The organism is Paenalcaligenes sp. Me52 (assembly GCF_050487965.1).
GTDB lineage: Bacteria > Pseudomonadota > Gammaproteobacteria > Burkholderiales > Burkholderiaceae_B > Paenalcaligenes.
In genome coordinates, this window is record NZ_JBKQFO010000002.1 from 644,510 (window position 1) to 663,070 (window position 18,561).

General features: G+C 49.9%; 12 protein-coding genes. 9 read left to right on the forward strand and 3 right to left on the reverse strand.

The window, feature by feature from the left end; all coding sequences use genetic code 11:
• Positions 1–5 precede the first annotated feature (5 nt).
• From rplA to rpoC, 5 genes are all read left to right on the forward strand, one after another.
• Complete coding sequence (gene rplA, locus ACLO87_RS14315; RefSeq protein WP_430224059.1) at positions 6–701, forward strand: 50S ribosomal protein L1; 696 nt, start codon at positions 6–8, stop codon at positions 699–701.
• Between the two features lie 236 nt (positions 702–937).
• On the forward strand, positions 938–1,462 hold the full coding sequence (rplJ, locus tag ACLO87_RS14320) for a 50S ribosomal protein L10 (RefSeq protein WP_135863575.1): 525 nt from the start codon (positions 938–940) through the stop codon (positions 1,460–1,462).
• 82 nt (positions 1,463–1,544) lie between these two features.
• Positions 1,545–1,919, forward strand: a complete 375-nt coding sequence (rplL, locus tag ACLO87_RS14325) for a 50S ribosomal protein L7/L12 (protein ID WP_135863573.1) — start codon at positions 1,545–1,547, stop codon at positions 1,917–1,919.
• Positions 1,920–2,086: 167 nt separating this feature from the next.
• The gene (gene rpoB, locus ACLO87_RS14330) at positions 2,087–6,199 is read left to right on the forward strand and encodes a DNA-directed RNA polymerase subunit beta (RefSeq protein ID WP_135863572.1); all 4,113 of its coding nucleotides are present in this window, start codon (positions 2,087–2,089) and stop codon (positions 6,197–6,199) included.
• Complete coding sequence (gene rpoC / locus ACLO87_RS14335; RefSeq protein ID WP_135863570.1) at positions 6,199–10,458, forward strand: DNA-directed RNA polymerase subunit beta'; 4,260 nt, start codon at positions 6,199–6,201, stop codon at positions 10,456–10,458. Before rpoB ends, rpoC begins: the two co-directional genes overlap by 1 nt.
• A 477-nt stretch (positions 10,459–10,935) precedes the next feature.
• Here rpoC and ACLO87_RS14340 read toward each other — a convergent pair whose 3' ends face one another.
• Genes ACLO87_RS14340 through ACLO87_RS14350 form a run of 3 tightly spaced genes read right to left on the reverse strand, consistent with a single transcriptional unit; the run spans position 10,936 to position 14,729 of the window.
• Entirely contained in the window at positions 10,936–12,909 is a 1,974-nt protein-coding gene (locus tag ACLO87_RS14340; RefSeq protein WP_135863568.1) for a CHASE2 domain-containing protein, read from the reverse strand.
• Between the two features lie 14 nt (positions 12,910–12,923).
• On the reverse strand, positions 12,924–14,012 hold the full coding sequence (locus ACLO87_RS14345) for a FecR family protein (protein ID WP_135863566.1): 1,089 nt from the start codon (positions 14,010–14,012) through the stop codon (positions 12,924–12,926).
• Between the two features lie 21 nt (positions 14,013–14,033).
• Positions 14,034–14,729, reverse strand: coding sequence for a response regulator transcription factor (locus ACLO87_RS14350; protein ID WP_135863564.1), 696 nt, complete (start codon positions 14,727–14,729; stop codon positions 14,034–14,036).
• 503 nt (positions 14,730–15,232) lie between these two features.
• On the opposite strand from ACLO87_RS14350, the gene rpsL reads away from it, so the two are divergent.
• From rpsL to ACLO87_RS14370, 4 genes are all read left to right on the forward strand, one after another.
• Positions 15,233–15,607 carry a 30S ribosomal protein S12 gene (gene rpsL / locus ACLO87_RS14355; RefSeq protein ID WP_135863562.1) on the forward strand — a complete coding sequence of 125 codons (375 nt, stop codon included), beginning with the start codon at positions 15,233–15,235 and terminating at the stop codon, positions 15,605–15,607.
• 144 nt (positions 15,608–15,751) lie between these two features.
• A complete protein-coding gene (gene rpsG / locus ACLO87_RS14360; RefSeq protein WP_430224060.1) occupies positions 15,752–16,222 on the forward strand; it encodes a 30S ribosomal protein S7 in 471 nt (156 codons plus the stop codon).
• A 15-nt stretch (positions 16,223–16,237) separates the two neighbouring features.
• A complete protein-coding gene (gene fusA, locus ACLO87_RS14365; RefSeq protein ID WP_430224061.1) occupies positions 16,238–18,340 on the forward strand; it encodes an elongation factor G in 2,103 nt (700 codons plus the stop codon).
• A gap of 82 nt (positions 18,341–18,422) precedes the next feature.
• The coding region (locus tag ACLO87_RS14370; RefSeq protein ID WP_430224075.1) for a GTP-binding protein at positions 18,423–18,561 on the forward strand (139 nt) is incomplete at its 3' end.

Consider the following 18,561-nt stretch of genomic DNA (forward strand, 5'->3'; position numbering starts at 1 on the left):
CAGTCATGGCTAAATTGAGCAAACGCGCAGCAGCTATTGCTGCCAAAATCGATCGCAACAAGCTGTACCCTGTTTCCGACGCACTGAACTTGATCAAAGAAACGGCAACTGCCAAATTTGATGAGTCTGTAGACGTTGCTGTTCAGCTGGGTATTGACCCTCGTAAATCCGACCAATTGGTTCGTGGCTCCGTAGTTCTGCCAGCCGGTACAGGTAAAAGCGTGCGTGTAGCCGTTTTTGCACAAGGCGAAAAAGCTGAAGAAGCTCGTGCAGCTGGTGCTGAAATCGTTGGTATGGAAGATTTGGCTGAGCAAATTAAAGCTGGCCAAATGGACTTCGACGTAGTTATTGCTTCCCCAGACACAATGCGTATCGTTGGTACGCTGGGTCAAGTATTGGGCCCACGTGGTCTGATGCCAAACCCACGTGTTGGTACAGTAACTCCTGACGTTGCTACAGCTGTGAAAAACGCTAAAGCTGGTCAGATCCAATACCGTACAGACAAAGCAGGTATTATCCACGCAACAATTGGCCGTGCCTCTTTTGACACAGCTAAATTGCAGGAAAACCTGGTAGCTTTGGTTGACGCGCTGAACAAAGCTCGTCCAGCCGCAGCTAAAGGTGTGTACATGCGTAAAGTAGCCGTTTCGTCCACAATGGGCGGCGGTGCACGCGTAGATATCGCTACTCTGCAAGCTTAATCGCTAGCAGAAAAGCAAAACAGAACTTTGGGCGTAGCTGGCTGATATAGCAGCTACTGCTGTCAAAGACCGTTGGAGGCTTTGTGCAACTGTGTTGTGCAACCTTAATCGGGATTATCCCATCCAACGTAGACGGCGCCCGCGGAAGAATTTCTACTTCAGAAACTCGACCAGGTGCGCCGCATTCGGTTGATGTCCCGGAGAAGTCCGGACATCTTTATAGGAGTGTTCAAACCGTGAGTCTCAATCGTGAAGAGAAAGCGGTAGTTATCGAAGATGTCGCTGCTCAAGTAGCACAGGCACAATCGATCATTATCGCTGAGTATCGTGGTCTGGACGTCGCTTCCGTTACCGTATTGCGCAAAAAAGCGCGTGAGTCGGGCGTGTATCTGCGTGTTTTGAAAAACACGTTAGTTCGCCGTGCATTGGTAGACACATCTTTCCAAGATATGTCTAGCCAACTGGTAGGTCCTCTGATGTACGCCATCAGTGCTGATCCAGTTGCAGCGGCAAAAGTCATGTCAGATTTCGCTAAAACTAACGACGCGTTGGTCATCAAAGGCGGTGCTATGCCTAATAGCCTGCTGGATGTTAACGGCGTTAAAGCATTGGCAACAATGCCTTCTCGCGAAGAGTTGTTGGCGAAACTGCTTGGCACGATGCAAGCACCTGTCACGCAATTTGTGCGTACGCTTAACGAAGTTCCAACTAAGTTCGCACGTGCCCTGGCGGCCGTACGCGATCAGAAAGAAGCTGCATAATTGCGCTACTTTCCTTAGGGAATTTTGTTGTATCGGACGATACCCAAACCTGGCATTTATATCTAATATCTGGAGTTGAAACATGGCTACTAAAGCTGAAATCCTCGATGCAGTTGCAAACATGACTGTTCTCGAGTTGTCCGAACTGATCAAGGACATGGAAGAGAAATTTGGTGTATCCGCTGCTGCTGCTGCTGTTGCAGTTGCTGCTCCTGCTGCTGCAGGTGGCGAAGCTGCTGCTGAACAAACAGAGTTCACAGTACACCTGAAAGAAGTTGGCGCAAACAAAGTTAGCGTTATTAAAGTTGTGCGTGAATTGACTGGCTTGGGCTTGAAAGAAGCTAAAGACCTGGTTGACGGCGCTCCTAAAGACGTTAAAGAAGGTCTGTCCAAAGCTGACGCTGAAGACGCCAAGAAAAAGCTTGAAGAAGCTGGTGCTGCAGTCGAACTTAAGTAAGACTTTAGTACATGCCCGGGAAGTGTCTTTTTTGCCTTCCCGGGCTTTCGCGTCTCTAGAAAACCTGTGATTTTAGTAAGCTAGTTTTATTACTTGAGTCAGGTTCTCTAGAGTCGTAAACCAGGGTCGTGGTTGACGGCCCGTGTAACCCTTGAGTCGGAGTGCTCATGCCTTATTCGTATACCGAAAAAAAGCGCATACGCAAGAGCTTCGCCAAACGTGAAGACGTACAGCAGGTTCCTTATTTGCTGGCGACCCAGCTACATTCTTTCAGAACGTTTCTTCAACGAGAAACAATTTCTTCTGAACGTAAGTCGGAAGGTCTGCAAGAAGCGTTTAATTCCATTTTCCCTATCGTAAGCCACAATGGCATGGCACGTCTGGAGTTCGTCAGCTACACGCTGGGTGAGCCCGTATTTGACGTGAAAGAGTGCCAAATGCGTGGTCTGACCTATGCATCGCCTTTGCGTGCCAAGGTACGACTGGTGATTATGGACCGCGAAGTTAGTAAACCCACAGTCAAAGAAGTTAAAGAGCAAGAAGTCTACATGGGCGAAATGCCTTTGATGACAGACAACGGCTCTTTTGTGATCAATGGTACTGAGCGTGTCATTGTATCGCAGCTACACCGTTCACCTGGGGTGTTTTTTGAGCATGATCGGGGCAAAACTCATAGCTCTGGTAAATTGCTTTTCTCAGCTCGTGTAATTCCTTACCGTGGTTCATGGTTGGATTTCGAGTTCGATCCAAAAGATATCCTGTTCTTCCGTATTGACCGTCGTCGTAAGATGCCTGTCAGTATCTTGCTGAAAGCTATCGGCATGACCCCTGAAGCCATCTTGGCTCACTTCTTCGAGTTCGATCACATCGAACTGTTGGGTGAAGGCGGTCGCTTGCAATTTGTGGCTAAGCACTGGCGTGGCGAAGTGGCGCGTTTCGACGTGACCGATCGCGATGGCAACGTTATTGTTGAAAAAGACAAACGTATCAATGCCCGTCACCTGCGTCAGCTGGAAGATGCCAAGATTGATTACATCTCCATTCCTGAAGATTACCTGCTGGGCCGCACTTTGGCCAAGAATGTGGTTAATCCAGAAACGGGTGAAATCATTGCTAAGGCAAACGACGAAATCACTGAAGGCATTTTGGCCGAAGCTCGCGATGCAAACATCCGTGAGCTGGAAACTCTGTACGTCAACGATTTGGATCAGGGCGGTTATATCTCCCTGACACTGCGTACTGACGACACAGCAGACCAGATGGCTGCACGTGTGGCAATTTACCGCATGATGCGTCCTGGTGAGCCTCCAACCGAAGAAGCGGTTGAAGCGCTGTTCCAACGCCTGTTCTACAGCGACGAGACTTACGATTTGTCTCGCGTTGGCCGCATGAAAGTGAACAGCCGTTTGGGCCGTGGTGAAAGCATTGAAGGTCCACTCACACTGACCGACGAAGACATCGTAGACACCATCAAACTGTTGGTAGATCTGCGTAACGGTATTGGCCAGATCGATGATATCGATCACTTGGGTAACCGTCGTGTACGTTGTGTTGGTGAGTTGGCTGAAAACCAATTCCGTGCAGGTTTGGTACGTGTTGAGCGCGCCGTGAAAGAGCGTTTGGGTCAAGCTGAAAGCGAAAACCTGATGCCTCACGACTTGATCAACTCACGTCCTATCTCGGCAGCTGTGAAAGAGTTCTTTGGCTCTAGCCAGTTGTCCCAGTTTATGGACCAGACTAACCCGTTGTCAGAGATTACACACAAACGTCGTGTATCCGCTCTGGGGCCTGGTGGTCTGACTCGTGAACGTGCCGGCTTTGAAGTGCGTGACGTGCACCCGACTCATTACGGTCGTGTGTGCCCGATTGAAACGCCTGAAGGTCCAAACATTGGTCTGATTAACTCCATGGCGCTGTATGCGCGTCTGAACGAGTACGGTTTCCTTGAGACACCTTACCGTAAAGTTGTGGATTGTCAGGCTACCGACGAGATCGTGTATCTGTCGGCTATTGAAGAAAGCAACTACATCATCGCTCAGGCTAACTCCGAGTTAGATGACGATCACCGCTTTGTGGATGATCTGGTGGCATGTAGGGAAGCGGGCGAAACGCTGATGACTGCACCAGAAAACGTGCAGTACATGGACGTTGCTCCTTCACAGATCGTGTCCGTCGCTGCCTCGTTGATTCCGTTCCTAGAGCACGATGATGCTAACCGTGCGCTGATGGGTGCCAACATGCAACGTCAGGCTGTACCGTGCTTGCGTCCAGAGAAACCTCTGGTCGGTACCGGTATTGAGCGTACTGTTGCGGTTGACTCGGGTACTACCGTGATGGCCACTCGTGGCGGCTTGGTAGACTACGTGGATGCCGAGCGTGTGGTTATTCGTGTAAACGATGACGAAAACGTTGCTGGTGAAGTAGGTGTAGACATCTACAACCTGACTAAATACACACGTTCTAACCAGAACACCAACATTAACCAACGTCCTATCGTAAAACGTGGTGACGTAGTGGCTCGTGGTGACGTTCTGGCTGACGGTGCGTCTACAGACTTGGGTGAATTGGCTCTGGGTCAAAACATGAAGATCGCCTTCATGACCTGGAATGGTTACAACTTCGAGGATTCGATCTTGATCTCCGAGAAAGTTGTGGCTGATGATCGCTACACTTCGGTTCACATCGAAGAGTTGACGGTTGTTGCTCGTGACACCAAGCTGGGACCTGAAGATATCACTCGCGATATCAGCAACTTGTCCGAAGTTCAGCTGAACCGTCTGGATGATTCCGGTATTGTGTATATCGGCGCTGAAGTACGTGCAGATGACGTTCTGGTTGGTAAAGTAACGCCTAAAGGCGAAACTCAGCTGACACCAGAAGAAAAACTGCTGCGTGCGATTTTCGGTGAAAAAGCATCTGACGTGAAAGACACATCCCTGCGCGTGCCATCCGGCATGGTAGGTACTGTGATCGACGTTCAAGTGTTCACTCGTGAAGGTATTGAGCGCGATAAACGTGCACAGTCCATTATCGATGATGAGCTGCGTCGTTACCGTCAAGACTTGAATGACCAGTTGCGTATCGTGGAAGACGATGCCTTCGACCGTACTGCTAAATTCCTGACCGGTAAGGTTGTGAATGGTGGTCCACGTCGTTTGGCTAAAGGCAGTGAAATCACTGCTGAGTACTTGGCTGATCTAGATCGCTGGCAGTGGTTCGACATCCGCTTGGCTGATGAAGAGCACGCGCTGGTTCTGGAACATACTAAAGACTCTCTGGAACAGAAACGTCACCAGTTCGACTTGGCCTTTGAAGAAAAACGCAAGAAACTCACACAAGGTGATGAGTTGCCTCCTGGCGTTCTGAAAATGGTTAAGGTGTACTTGGCTGTTAAACGTCGTCTGCAACCTGGTGACAAGATGGCTGGTCGTCACGGTAACAAGGGTGTGGTTTCCCGCATCGTACCGGTAGAAGATATGCCTCACTTGGCCGACGGTACTCCTGTAGACATCGTGCTGAACCCGCTGGGTGTGCCTTCACGTATGAACGTGGGTCAGGTACTGGAAGTTCACTTGGGTTGGGCTGCTAAAGGTCTGGGCGATCGTATTAACGAAATGCTGAGCAACGAGAAAGGTTATCAAGTTGCTGAGCTGCGCGCTTACCTGGAAAAAGTCTACAACACCACTGGCAAACATGCAGACATCGCTTCGTTGACTGACGCTGAGCTGATCTCCATGGCGCATAACCTGCGCAACGGTGTGCCTCTGGCTACTCCGGTATTTGACGGTGCAACTGAGCACGAAATCCAAACGATGTTGGCATTGGCTTACCCAGATGACGTAGCCGAAAGAATGCAATTGGCCAACAGCCGTACTCAAGTGATTTTGTTCGACGGCCGTACTGGTGAACAGTTTGAGCGTCCTGTGACCGTAGGTTACATGCACTACCTGAAACTGCACCACTTGGTTGACGACAAGATGCACGCTCGTTCCACTGGTCCGTACTCCTTGGTTACTCAGCAGCCGCTGGGTGGTAAGGCTCAGTTCGGGGGCCAGCGTTTCGGGGAGATGGAGGTTTGGGCACTGGAAGCTTACGGTGCAGCCTACACGTTGCAGGAAATGTTGACTGTGAAGTCTGATGACATCACTGGCCGTACCAAAGTTTACGAGAACATCGTCAAGGGCGATCATGTGATTGATGCCGGTATGCCGGAGTCATTCAACGTTCTGGTCAAGGAAATTCGATCCTTGTCGCTTGACATGGATTTGGAGCGTAAATAATGAAAGCGCTACTCGATCTCTTTAAACAGGTCTCTCAGGATGACCAATTCGATGCGATTCGCATCGGTATCGCGTCACCTGAGAAAATCCGCTCCTGGTCTTTCGGTGAAGTCCGTAAGCCAGAAACGATTAACTACCGTACTTTCCGCCCTGAGCGCGATGGTCTGTTCTGCGCCAAAATCTTTGGCCCAGTAAAAGACTATGAGTGTTTGTGCGGTAAGTACAAGCGACTGAAACACCGCGGCGTAATTTGCGAAAAATGTGGTGTTGAAGTAACCGTATCCAAAGTACGTCGTGAACGCATGGGCCACATTGAGCTGGCCTGCCCGGTTGCGCACATCTGGTTCCTGAAGAGCCTGCCCTCCCGTTTGGGTATGGTTCTGGACATGACTCTGCGTGATATCGAGCGTGTACTGTACTTTGAAGCATGGTGCGTGATCGAGCCAGGCATGACTCCGCTGAAACGCGGTCAGATCATGTCTGATGACGATTACTACGCGAAAACAGAAGAATACGGCGACGACTTCCAAGCCCTGATGGGTGCGGAAGCTGTTCGTGAGTTGCTACGCACTATCGACATCGATAGAGAAGTAGAAACTCTGCGTGCTGAACTGAAAGCCACTGGCTCCGAAGCTAAGATCAAGAAAATTTCCAAGCGCTTGAAAGTGCTGGAAGGTTTCCAGAAGTCCGGTATCAAACCAGACTGGATGATCTTGGAAGTGTTGCCAGTGTTGCCTCCAGAACTGCGTCCTTTGGTACCACTGGATGGCGGCCGCTTTGCGACTTCTGACCTGAACGATTTGTATCGTCGCGTCATTAACCGTAATAACCGTCTGAAACGCCTGCTGGAACTGAAAGCTCCGGACATCATCCTGCGCAACGAAAAACGTATGCTGCAAGAGTCCGTGGATTCGCTGCTGGATAACGGCCGTCGCGGTAAAGCCATGACTGGCGCTAACAAGCGTCAATTGAAGTCCTTGGCTGACATGATTAAAGGTAAAGGCGGTCGCTTCCGTCAGAACTTGTTGGGTAAACGTGTTGACTACTCCGGTCGTTCCGTGATCGTTGTGGGTCCACAATTGAAACTGCACCAGTGTGGTCTGCCAAAATTGATGGCGCTGGAGCTGTTCAAGCCCTTTATTTTCAACCGTTTGGAAAAAATGGATTTGGCGCAGACCATCAAGGCCGCCAAACGCATGGTTGAGAATCAGGAACCCGTAGTTTGGGATATTCTGGAAGAAGTGATTCGTGAACACCCAGTAATGCTGAACCGTGCGCCTACGCTGCACCGTCTGGGTATTCAGGCTTTTGAGCCAATGCTGATCGAAGGTAAAGCGATTCAGTTGCACCCATTAGTGTGTGCGGCGTTTAACGCTGACTTTGACGGTGACCAGATGGCGGTACACGTGCCGTTGTCCTTGGAAGCTCAGTTAGAAGCGCGTACTTTGATGCTGGCATCGAACAACGTATTGTTCCCAGCTAACGGTGAGCCTTCTATCGTTCCTTCTCAGGATATCGTGCTGGGTGTGTACTACGCGACGCGTGATCGTATCAACGGCAAAGGTGAAGGTATGTTCTTCGCCAACGTCGCTGAGGTTCAACGTGCGTACGACAACCACGAAGTTGAACTGCAATCACGCGTAACTGTGCGTTTGCCTGAGTACGATAAAAACGAAGCAGGTGAGTGGGTTGAAAGGCTGCAACGCTTTGAAACCACTGTTGGTCGTGCCTTGTTGTCCGAGATTCTGCCTCACGGCCTTTCTTTCAAAGTTCTAAACCAGACTTTGAAGAAAAAAGAGATCTCCAAGCTGATCAACCTGTCTTTCCGTCGTTGCGGTCTGCGCGCTACAGTGATTTTCGCTGATAAATTGATGCAGTCTGGTTTCCGTCTGGCTACGCGTGGTGGTATTTCCATCTCTATGCGTGACATGGTGGTGCCTACCGTCAAGGCTGAAATCCTTGAGCAAGCCGGTAACGAAGTTAAAGAGATTGATAAACAGTACTCGTCCGGTCTGGTGACTGCACAGGAACGTTACAACAACGTGGTAGATATCTGGGGTAAAGCCAGTGACCGCGTTGGTAAAGCCATGATGGAACAACTGGCAACTGAGCCAGTAATTGACCGTCACGGGGATGAAGTCCGTCAAGAGTCTTTCAACTCTATTTACATGATGGCTGATTCCGGGGCTCGTGGTTCCGCAGCACAGATTCGTCAGTTGGCTGGTATGCGTGGTCTGATGGCTAAGCCCGATGGCTCCATTATTGAGACACCTATTACCGCGAACTTCCGTGAAGGTTTGAACGTACTTCAGTACTTTATTTCCACTCACGGTGCTCGTAAAGGTCTGGCTGATACGGCGCTGAAAACGGCTAACTCTGGTTACCTGACTCGTCGTCTGGTAGACGTGACCCAAGATTTGGTGATCACTGAAGACGATTGCGGTACTTCCAGCGGTTACACCATGAAAGCGGTACTGGATGGTGGTGAAGTTATTGAAGCGTTGCGCGATCGTATTTTGGGTCGTGTGGCTGCTACTGACATCATCAATCCTGATACACAAGAAACTGCAATCCCTGCCGGCACATTGCTGGATGAGGATAAAGTTGAACAGATCGATGCGCTGGGTATTGACGAAGTCAAGATCCGTACACCACTGACATGTGAAACACGTCATGGTCTGTGTGCACATTGTTATGGTCGTGATTTGGGTCGCGGTGTGTTGGTTAACCGTGGTGAAGCAGTTGGTGTTATCGCTGCTCAGTCCATTGGTGAACCAGGTACACAGTTGACGATGCGTACGTTCCACATTGGTGGTGCGGCGTCTCGTGCAGCGACAACCAGCACAGTGGAAACCAAAATTGCTGGTCACGTTGGCTTTGCCATCGGCTTGCGTTATGTGACCAACAGCAAAGGCGAGAAAGTTGCGATCTCCCGTTCTGGCGAAATCATCATTTACGATGACAACCGTCGCGAACGTGAACGCCACAAAATCCCTTACGGTGCGAACATTGCCGTGGCGGATGGCGAGAGCGTCAAAGCTGGTCAACGCGTTGCAAGTTGGGATCCATTGACTCGTCCAATCGTGTCTGAGTACTCCGGTTCCGTACGCTTCGAGAACATCGAAGAGAACGTAACGGTAGCTCGTCAGGTTGATGAAGTTACTGGTCTGTCCACATTGGTGGTGATTACACCTAAGACTCGCGGTGGTAAAACATCCGTACGTCCGCAGATCAAACTGCTGAATGAAGCAGGCGAAGAGATCAAGATTGCGGGTACAGACCACATGGTAAACATCTCCTTCCCAGTGGGCGCGTTGATTACAGTGCGTGACGGGCAGCAGGTGGGCGTGGGTGAAATTCTGGCTCGTATTCCTCAGGAATCCCAGAAAACTCGCGATATTACCGGGGGTCTGCCACGTGTGGCTGAACTGTTTGAAGCTCGTTCACCAAAAGATGCTGGCTTGCTGGCAGAAGTTACTGGTACGGTTTCCTTCGGTAAAGACACTAAAGGTAAGCAGCGTCTGATCATCACTGACTTGGAAGGCGTAAGCCACGAGTTCCTGATTCCTAAAGAGAAACAGGTTCTGGTGCACGACGGTCAAGTTGTGAACAAGGGTGAAACCATTGTTGACGGTCCAGCTGATCCGCACGATATCTTGCGTTTGAAAGGTATTGAGCAGTTGGCTAGCTACATCGTTAACGAAGTGCAGGACGTTTACCGTCTGCAGGGTGTGAAGATTAACGATAAGCACATCGAAGTGATTGTTCGCCAGATGCTGCGTCGTGTTCACATTACTGATGCTGGTGATACTGAGTTCATCACGGGTGAACAGGTAGAGCGTTCCGAGTTGCTGAACGAGAACGATCGAGTAGTTGCTAAAGATGAGATCCCTGCAACATACGAAAACGTATTGCTGGGTATTACTAAAGCTTCTCTGTCCACAGACTCCTTCATCTCTGCGGCTTCCTTCCAGGAAACCACACGAGTACTGACCGAAGCAGCCATCATGGGTAAACGTGATGAACTGCGTGGTCTGAAAGAGAACGTGATCGTTGGCCGTTTGATTCCTGCTGGTACTGGTATGGCATATCACAATGCCCGCCACAACAAGGAAGTGTTCGAACAGGCTGAGCGTCAGGCAGCACGTGCACAGGAAAACCCGTTCATGAGCGACAACAATCCATTCATGGATGTTGAAGAAACTGCCTCAACGGAACCTGAAGCCTCTGCATCGGTAGATACAGGCGACGAGGAATAATCCTAGTTAGCTGTCTCTAGACTGCATCAACAACCCCCTGCTACTTTCGAGTACAGGGGGTTGTTGTTTGTGGGGACTGGAAAGAATGATGGGTTGTAGATTCAGTCTACGCAGGTCGCGTGGCTGTACCGAGTGTACAGAGCCCTACATCGTGAGTATGGGCTTAGGCTGATTGTGTATGGAGTACCGATCTAAACGGCGCTGGATCGCCTCTAAGAGCGCATGAGGCCTATAAAGGTAGGCGGTGTCTGTGGAATTGGAGCTGGGCAAGTAGTTAGCCCTGGCCTTTTTGAGTGCTTGGGTAACTCAATCCACTATTGTGGTCTATGTAGAGGAGCAGCAAACAGAAAAAATGCTATCTTTGATAGATAGTGCAGCCGATGAGAGCGTTGCTGCTGAGATGCACATTCATGCCTATTTTCTACGGCAGTAAGATGAGCAGACTCTTACCCATTAAGAGTCGCATAGGCTACCGGCTTACTCTGCTTCTTCGCTGATGGGCAGTTTGACGGTAAAGGTACTGCCTTTGCCTTCTTCACTTTCTAATGTGATGTAGCCACGGTGACGCTGTATCACTGTCTGTACAAACGCTAAACCTATACCACTGCCTACCGGAGCATCCTCAGCGGTGCTGTGAGCGCGATTAAAGGCTTGGAAGATGGTAGGTTGTAGATGATCAGGAATACCCCAGCCTTGGTCTTTAATACTGGCCACAGCGTAGTTGTCTTCTTGGGTAAGCGTGCAGCGTACTGTGGTATTGGGCGAACTGTATTTGATGGCGTTATCCACCAAGTTGTTGAAGGTCCTGCGCAGCATGGTGGCATTTCCGTACACGTACAGTTGTTCTTCGGTAGTGTCGAATGCTATTTCAATGTGTTTGGCTTTAGCGCGTGACCATGCATCGTCGTACACATCGGCTAGCACATCACCCAAATTAACGTCGTGGAATTCAATTTCCATAGCCTCAGCACGAGCCAAGTCCATAAAGTTATTCACAAGCTCTAAGGTGTTAGAGGCATATGATTCTATTTTGCCCAGCAACTGTTTTTCATCTAGCGCCTCTTGTCCCGAACGCTGTAAGGACACCAATGCCAAAATAGAATTCTGCGGTGCGCGCATATCGTGCGAAATGAATCGCAGTGTTTGCTCACGGCGTTGTTGGGCTTCGCGCAAGAGCTCAATCCCTCGGTGTAGAAAGCTCAGTCGTGCCGGTAGAGTTTCTGTAGGGGCTTTGGCTTCTAAGGCTAAACGTAAGGCGGAGTCTTGCGCGCTGAGTACTGAAAGTTCGTGATTAATATGTCGCAATACGGTTTCTTGGCTGCGCCAGTGCCATGCGGGGTAAGCCAGCATCATTACAACCAAGCTGCTTGAAATGGGCAGCCAGAAGTTGAGGAACTGCAGTAACGCCCAGTCTAAACCTACGAGTATCAACCACAGCGCTGTAGTGGTGAGAAAGGCTTTACGGGGTGAGAACCGTATCAGTATCAAACATACCAAATAGATGGGAATGATATTTAAGACGATAACTAGCCATGTGGGTAGAGGCTTAATCCAATTGTCATCACGAGCGTTGCTGAGTGCATTGGCAAGAATTTCTACACCAGCCATGCTGGTACGGTCTACCCATGAACGTGGAGTAGGGTAGTAATCACCTAGGCCGCTGCTCCATGCCCCGACTAACACATAGCGGTCTTTGAACTCTTCAGCGGGTATTAACCCATTAGCGACGGCCGAATAGGGATAGGTCTGATAATGATCCGGCGGCCCTGAGAAGTTAATCATGTATTCAGTAGGCTTAGCGGCTAGCAACGCATCGGCAATCTGCTCTTCACCACCCGCTTTAAGCATGGCAGGAATAATATGTGAAAACGTTTGTTCACCATCTGTGGTGTACAGAGAAATGCGACGTACTGCACCGTCCGGATCGGGGTAAATATTGATAAAACCTAACTCAGCTGCACTTTCAGCAAGTGGTGAGACGGGTTTATCTACCGTAGCGGGGGTGCTGTCAGGCCTAACAATGCTAGGCAGTACAGTACGGCCATGATTTTTGATGGCGTTCGCAAAGGTGAGGTCGTCTTGAGGGTAGGCTGGGTTGTAATCTTGGAAGAGAATATCGAAGCCTACAGCTTTAGCTTGGCTGAGGTTTTCCAAGAGGTTTGCGTGCTCAGCACGGCGCCAAGGCCAGTACCCCATTTGCTGCAGACTACCCTCGTCAATAACCACGAGAGCAATATCAGGATCGGGTTCTGAAACTGGCAACGCCAGTTTCATGTAGAAGTCGTAAAAAGTGCTATCGACTTGGGATAATTTTAAAACGTCTTTGAACTGTATGAGCAAGATAGTCAGCAGAATCAAGAAAAACGTCATGATTCGCCACTCTAGTAGCACCTGACGCCCCAGCGAACTGGAGCCGGAAGGTGGACGTAGAGGCAAGGCTGTCTTGCGCATACAAAATGGTCAGCCTAGTATTCTTGCAGTGTGACAGGAAGGTCGAAGCTACTCATAATAGGTGAGCCGTCAGAGCTTTGTAAGACCATTTGGCCTGGGAAACTGGCTACGGCATCACGCCCCATTAGACCATCTGCCGCAATACCCCTCACGCGTACGTAGTGAGTACCCGTGCCGCCAGCATGGAAGCTAACGGTAGTATCGGTGGTGGTTTGACGAGAGTAGATCTGTGAACCTTCCTCATCCAGCGTTACTTGTACCAAGTATTCATCTGCGCCAGGCAGTGCAGGGAAAGACACTTGCCAACCGTTGGGGCCACGCTCGGGTTCACTCATAGCAGGCGCTGGCAACAAGTTACCGGTGCTGACTTCGCCAGATGCTTTCACGATAGTCCCTTGGTCGGGTTTGATATACATGGCTTGGTTAGCAGCATCAGTCTGCAACTTGGCTCTACCACTGATAACTTCAGTAATACTGCGGTCATCGTGGCTACGCACACGTAAGTCTGTACCGCGAACGCCAGTAACGGAAACGGGTGTGTGTACTTCAAAACGACCCACACCACGATGGTCCGGCGCCACACGGGTTTCCAACTCGCCTTTTTCCAGCTCAATGATAGAGTCAGTCAAACCTGCATGAGTAAAGTCGCGTAGACGTTTCAAGCTTAGGTTGCTGGAAGGTGGCAAGGTAATGGTACTGTCATCGCTTAACTGCAATGTCAGAAAAGCATTGCTGCCTACCACAATGGAATCACCTTCTTTCAGCATGCCGCCAGTTTGCGGGCGCTGGCCGTTGATGGTGATGTCGCCACTGTAGTGACTGATACGTGCTTGGCCGGGTACTTCGGCGATCAGCGAAAACGGAATACGTAGTGCTTTACCAATAGGCAATGCCAATGGATCAGCCACATTATTTAAGCTTTGCAATGTACGCCAGTGGTTGCTTTGACCTGTATATAACTTTGATAGGGCAGAGAGCGTATCGCCTGACCGCACGTTATAGATAAAATCGTCGCCCTCGGCGCCAGAGGGCTGGGCCACACTGGTCGTGCCGGCTAACAAGCTAAATGTAGTGAAACAAGCGAGGGCGAGATGTTTAAGCATAGTTATATAGCGTTTATGTTTTTAGAGCTCGTTAACGGTTTCTAGGCGATAGCCCAGTGCATAAGAAGCGTTCAAACGCACACCGTTTTCGGGACGCAATTGTAACTTGCGTCGAATGTTAGAAAGGTGAGTATCCAAAGTACGTGAGGTGGCCGGAATTTCGCGGTTCCATACAGCGGTACTGAGTACATCACGGGAAAACAACCTACCAGGATTGCGAAACAACAACAGAGCTAGCTCAAACTCTTTAGGAGCCAACTCTACAGCTTCACCGTGCAACGTAATGGCACCGGCAGCAGGATCAATACTGTAAGGACCAAACTCAAAAGAGTCTGTAGAAGGTGTAACCGGGTTCATCCTGCGCAACAGGGCTTGAACTCTGGCTTGTAGCTCGGCAGGCCGAATGGGCTTACCCATGTAGTCGTCTGCACCAGCTTGCAGCCCAATCACCAAGTCTTCCTCGGCGGTTCTGCTGGTTAAGAACAACACGGGCAGAGCATAACCTAATTTAGACCGCACCCAGTGTAATACATCTAGGCCGCTCATGTCAGGGAGCTCCCAGTCCAATACCAGCACGTTGAAATCGTGCGGCTTAGCTAATGCTGCCAACAATGATTTTCCAGTATGGAAGGGCGAGCAGGTGTAGCCGGCTGAGTCCAGTGTCTTGACGATCATTTCGCTTTGTACTGGATCGTCTTCCAAGGAGGCAATATTCATGGGCATTAATATTAAAAGCAAGAAATTGTAGGAAGTATAACTTTTCCCCCTAGGGGGCCGGGTATCGTATGCAACTACCCGTTACTTTAGCGTCACGCAGCCCGCGCAAACACTGGCGTTCCGTGCATAAACTATTGACCCAGAAAACATTTGCGTGGTAAATTGGCTAGCTTACTCATGGGATCCTTTGCCGGTATTCCTAGGTAAATAAACCCAGTGCACGGGGTTATGTCTATGTAGAAGCATCTATATAGGCCCAAAAAAGCTTGTTTTAGCTACGCCTTTTAATTCATGTTGCTACGGTTCGTATCAACATGTGCTGTCAGAGTTGTATTGTGATGGCAATACGTTAATCGGTAAACCCTGCTCTGTGGTCCTTTGTTGCCAGGCCCGCTCTTTTACGTAAATGTTCGTTGTGGGCGGTTCTGTGCAAGTCGTCCCGGCGACACGAATACTGTCGCAAGGATATGTTCGTTTTTGTACGTAAAGGATACGTCGAGGCTATGCCAACCATTAGTCAATTAGTACGCAAGCCGCGTGCCGTATCTCGTCCAGGCAGCAAAAGTCCTGCCCTCGAGAACTGCCCGCAGCGTCGTGGTGTTTGCACCCGTGTGTACACAACAACCCCTAAAAAACCTAACTCTGCTCTGCGTAAAGTCGCCAAGGTTCGCTTGACCAACGGTTACGAAGTTATTTCGTACATCGGTGGTGAAGGCCACAACCTGCAGGAACACTCGGTCGTTCTGATCCGCGGTGGTCGTGTAAAAGACTTACCAGGTGTGCGTTATCACATCGTTCGTGGTGCACTTGACCTGCAAGGCGTGAAAGATCGTAAACAGGCTCGCTCCAAATACGGCGCGAAACGTCCTAAGAAGTAATTTACTGCTTTCTGCTGGCCGGATAATCTGGCCCGTGTCCGTGCAGCCTTTGCTGTCCTGATGCAAAGGCATGTAAGTGGTCATTTGTCATGAATGGCCAAGACCGTGAAAAGCGGCTCAACTGAATAGTCACAAGGAAATATTATGCCTCGCCGTCGCGAAGTACCCAAAAGAGAAATCCTGCCAGATCCTAAATTTGGTAGCGTAGAACTCGCAAAATTCATGAATATCGTGATGTTGTCCGGTAAGAAAGCTGTTGCCGAACGCATCGTGTATGGTGCCCTCGATCAAATCCAGGAAAAAGCCGGCAAAGATCCGATCGAAGTGTTCACCGCTGCAATCAATAACGTAAAACCTGTAGTTGAAGTTAAAGGCCGCCGTGTTGGTGGTGCTAACTATCAAGTGCCTGTTGAAGTTCGTCCTGTCCGTCGTTTGGCGTTGGCCATGCGTTGGGTACGCGAAGCTGCTAAAAAACGCAGCGAAAAATCCATGGACCTGCGTTTGGCTGGCGAATTGCTGGATGCCGCAGAAGGTCGTGGTGGTGCAATGAGAAAGCGTGAAGACACGCATAGAATGGCCGAAGCCAACAAGGCATTCAGCCATTTCCGTTGGTAATCAAAGGACAAAATCATGGCCCGCAAAACCCCCATCGATCGCTATCGTAATATTGGTATTTCGGCACACATTGACGCCGGTAAAACCACAACGACAGAGCGCATCCTGTTTTACACTGGTGTAAGCCACAAGCTGGGCGAAACCCACGAGGGTTCCGCAACCATGGACTGGATGGAGCAAGAGCAAGAGCGTGGTATTACCATTACCTCTGCTGCTACCACAGCGTTCTGGAGCGGTATGGCTGGCAATTACCCAGAGCACCGTATCAACATTATTGACACCCCCGGGCACGTGGACTTTACCATTGAGGTAGAGCGTTCCATGCGTGTTCTGGACGGCGCAGTAATGGTGTATTGTGCTGTGGGCGGTGTGCAGCCACAGTCCGAAACAGTATGGCGCCAAGCTAACAAGTACGGTGTGCCACGTTTGTTGTTCATCAACAAAATGGACCGTACTGGTGCTAACTTCTTCAAAGTGTACGAACAGCTCAAACTACGTTTGAAAGCTAGTCCTGTGCCTGTTGTTTTGCCTATCGGCGCCGAAGATGAATTCAAAGGCGTAGTTGATCTGGTCAAAATGAAGGCTATCCTTTGGGATGAAGCCAGCCTGGGCGTGAAATTTGAATACGTTGATATTCCTGCAGACTTGGTTGCCGATGCCAACAAATGGCGCGAAAACCTGGTTGAAGCTGCAGCTGAAGCCAGCGAAGAGTTGATGAACAAATACCTGGAAGAAGGCGACCTGTCCGAGGCCGACCTGCATTTCGGTATCCGTACTCGTACTATTGCTGGCGAAATCCAGCCAATGCTGTGTGGTACTGCGTTCAAAAACAAAGGTGTTCAGCGCATGCTGGATGCTGTAATCGACTACATGCCATCCCCAGTGGATATCCCTGACGTGGCTGGTGAAGACGATGACGGCAATCCTATCTCTCGTCCTGCTGACGATGAAGCTCCTCTGTCCGCATTGGCATTTAAGCTGATGACAGATAACTTCGTTGGTCAATTGACGTTTGTGCGTGTGTACTCCGGCGTTCTGCGCTCTGGCGACACTGTGTACAACTCAGTGAAAGGCAAGCGTGAGCGTATCGGCCGTATTCTGCAGATGCACGCGAACAACCGTGCTGAACTGAAAGAGCTGGTAGCGGGTGATATCGCTGCGGTGGTGGGTTTGAAAGAAGTTACTACCGGTGAAACTCTGTGCGACATGCAGAACCATATCGTTCTGGAGCGCATGGTGTTCCCTGAGCCTGTGATTTCTCAGGCTGTTGAACCTAAAACCAAATCCGACCAAGAAAGAATGGGTGTGGCTTTGTCTCGCTTGGCGCAGGAAGATCCTTCTTTCCGCGTAACAAGTGATGAAGAATCCGGCCAGACTATTATTTCTGGTATGGGTGAGCTGCACTTGGAAGTTCTGGTTGACCGTATGCGTCGCGAGTTCAACGTTGAAGCTAACGTTGGTAAGCCACAAGTGGCCTACCGCGAAACAATCCGTAAGGTTTGTCCAGAAGTTGAAGGTAAATTTGTTCGTCAGTCCGGCGGTCGTGGTCAATACGGTCACGTGGTACTGAAACTTGAGCCACTGGAAGCTGGTGGTGGTTACGAGTTCGTTGACGAAATCAAAGGTGGTGTGGTTCCACGTGAATACATTCCTGCCGTTGATAAAGGTATCCGCGAAACACTACCTGCTGGTGTGATCGCTGGTTACCCAGTAGTAGACGTGAAAGCAACGCTGTTCTTCGGTTCTTACCACGATGTGGACTCGAACGAAAACGCCTTCCGTCTGGCTGGTTCCATGGCGTTCAAAGAGGGTATGCGCCGCGCTGATCCAGTGCTGCTAGAACCCATGATGGCTGTTGATGTTGAAACGCCAGAAGAGTACGCCGGTACAGTGATGGGTGACTTGTCATCCCGTCGCGGTATGGTTCAGGGTATGGAAGACATTCCTGGTGGTGGCAAAATCATCAAGGCAGAGGTTCCTCTGGCCGAGATGTTTGGTTACTCAACCAGCTTGCGTTCTCAGACCCAGGGTCGTGCTACGTACAGCATGGAGTTCAAGCAGTACTCTGAAGCTCCTAAGCATGTAGCTGATGAAGTTGTCAGCGCGCGTGCAAAATAAATAACACGTTAAGGCCAGTCTGTTGTATAAACGGGCTGGTCTATAAATTTTTGTTTTCCTGAAAACATAGTAGAGATAAATCATGGCAAAAGGTAAGTTTGAACGGACTAAACCGCACGTCAACGTAGGTACAATTGGTCACGTTGACCACGGTAAAACAACACTGACTGCAGCGATCTGCACGGTTTTGGCAAAAGCATACGGCGGTGAAGCACGTGACT

What these genes read in the sequence shown, in the direction of transcription:
- rpsL (WP_135863562.1), top strand. Translation starts at nt 15,233, where the DNA reads ATGCCAACCATTAGTCAATTAGTACGCAAGCCGCGTGCCGTATCTCGT.
- rplL (WP_135863573.1), top strand. Translation starts at nt 1,545, where the DNA reads ATGGCTACTAAAGCTGAAATCCTCGATGCAGTTGCAAACATGACTGTT.
- rpsG (WP_430224060.1), top strand. Translation starts at nt 15,752, where the DNA reads ATGCCTCGCCGTCGCGAAGTACCCAAAAGAGAAATCCTGCCAGATCCT.
- rpoC (WP_135863570.1), top strand. Translation starts at nt 6,199, where the DNA reads ATGAAAGCGCTACTCGATCTCTTTAAACAGGTCTCTCAGGATGACCAA.
- rpoB (WP_135863572.1), top strand. Translation starts at nt 2,087, where the DNA reads ATGCCTTATTCGTATACCGAAAAAAAGCGCATACGCAAGAGCTTCGCC.
- fusA (WP_430224061.1), top strand. Translation starts at nt 16,238, where the DNA reads ATGGCCCGCAAAACCCCCATCGATCGCTATCGTAATATTGGTATTTCG.
- rplA (WP_430224059.1), top strand. Translation starts at nt 6, where the DNA reads ATGGCTAAATTGAGCAAACGCGCAGCAGCTATTGCTGCCAAAATCGAT.
- ACLO87_RS14345 (WP_135863566.1), bottom strand. Translation starts at nt 14,012, where the DNA reads ATGCTTAAACATCTCGCCCTCGCTTGTTTCACTACATTTAGCTTGTTA.
- ACLO87_RS14340 (WP_135863568.1), bottom strand. Translation starts at nt 12,909, where the DNA reads ATGCGCAAGACAGCCTTGCCTCTACGTCCACCTTCCGGCTCCAGTTCG.
- ACLO87_RS14350 (WP_135863564.1), bottom strand. Translation starts at nt 14,729, where the DNA reads ATGAATATTGCCTCCTTGGAAGACGATCCAGTACAAAGCGAAATGATC.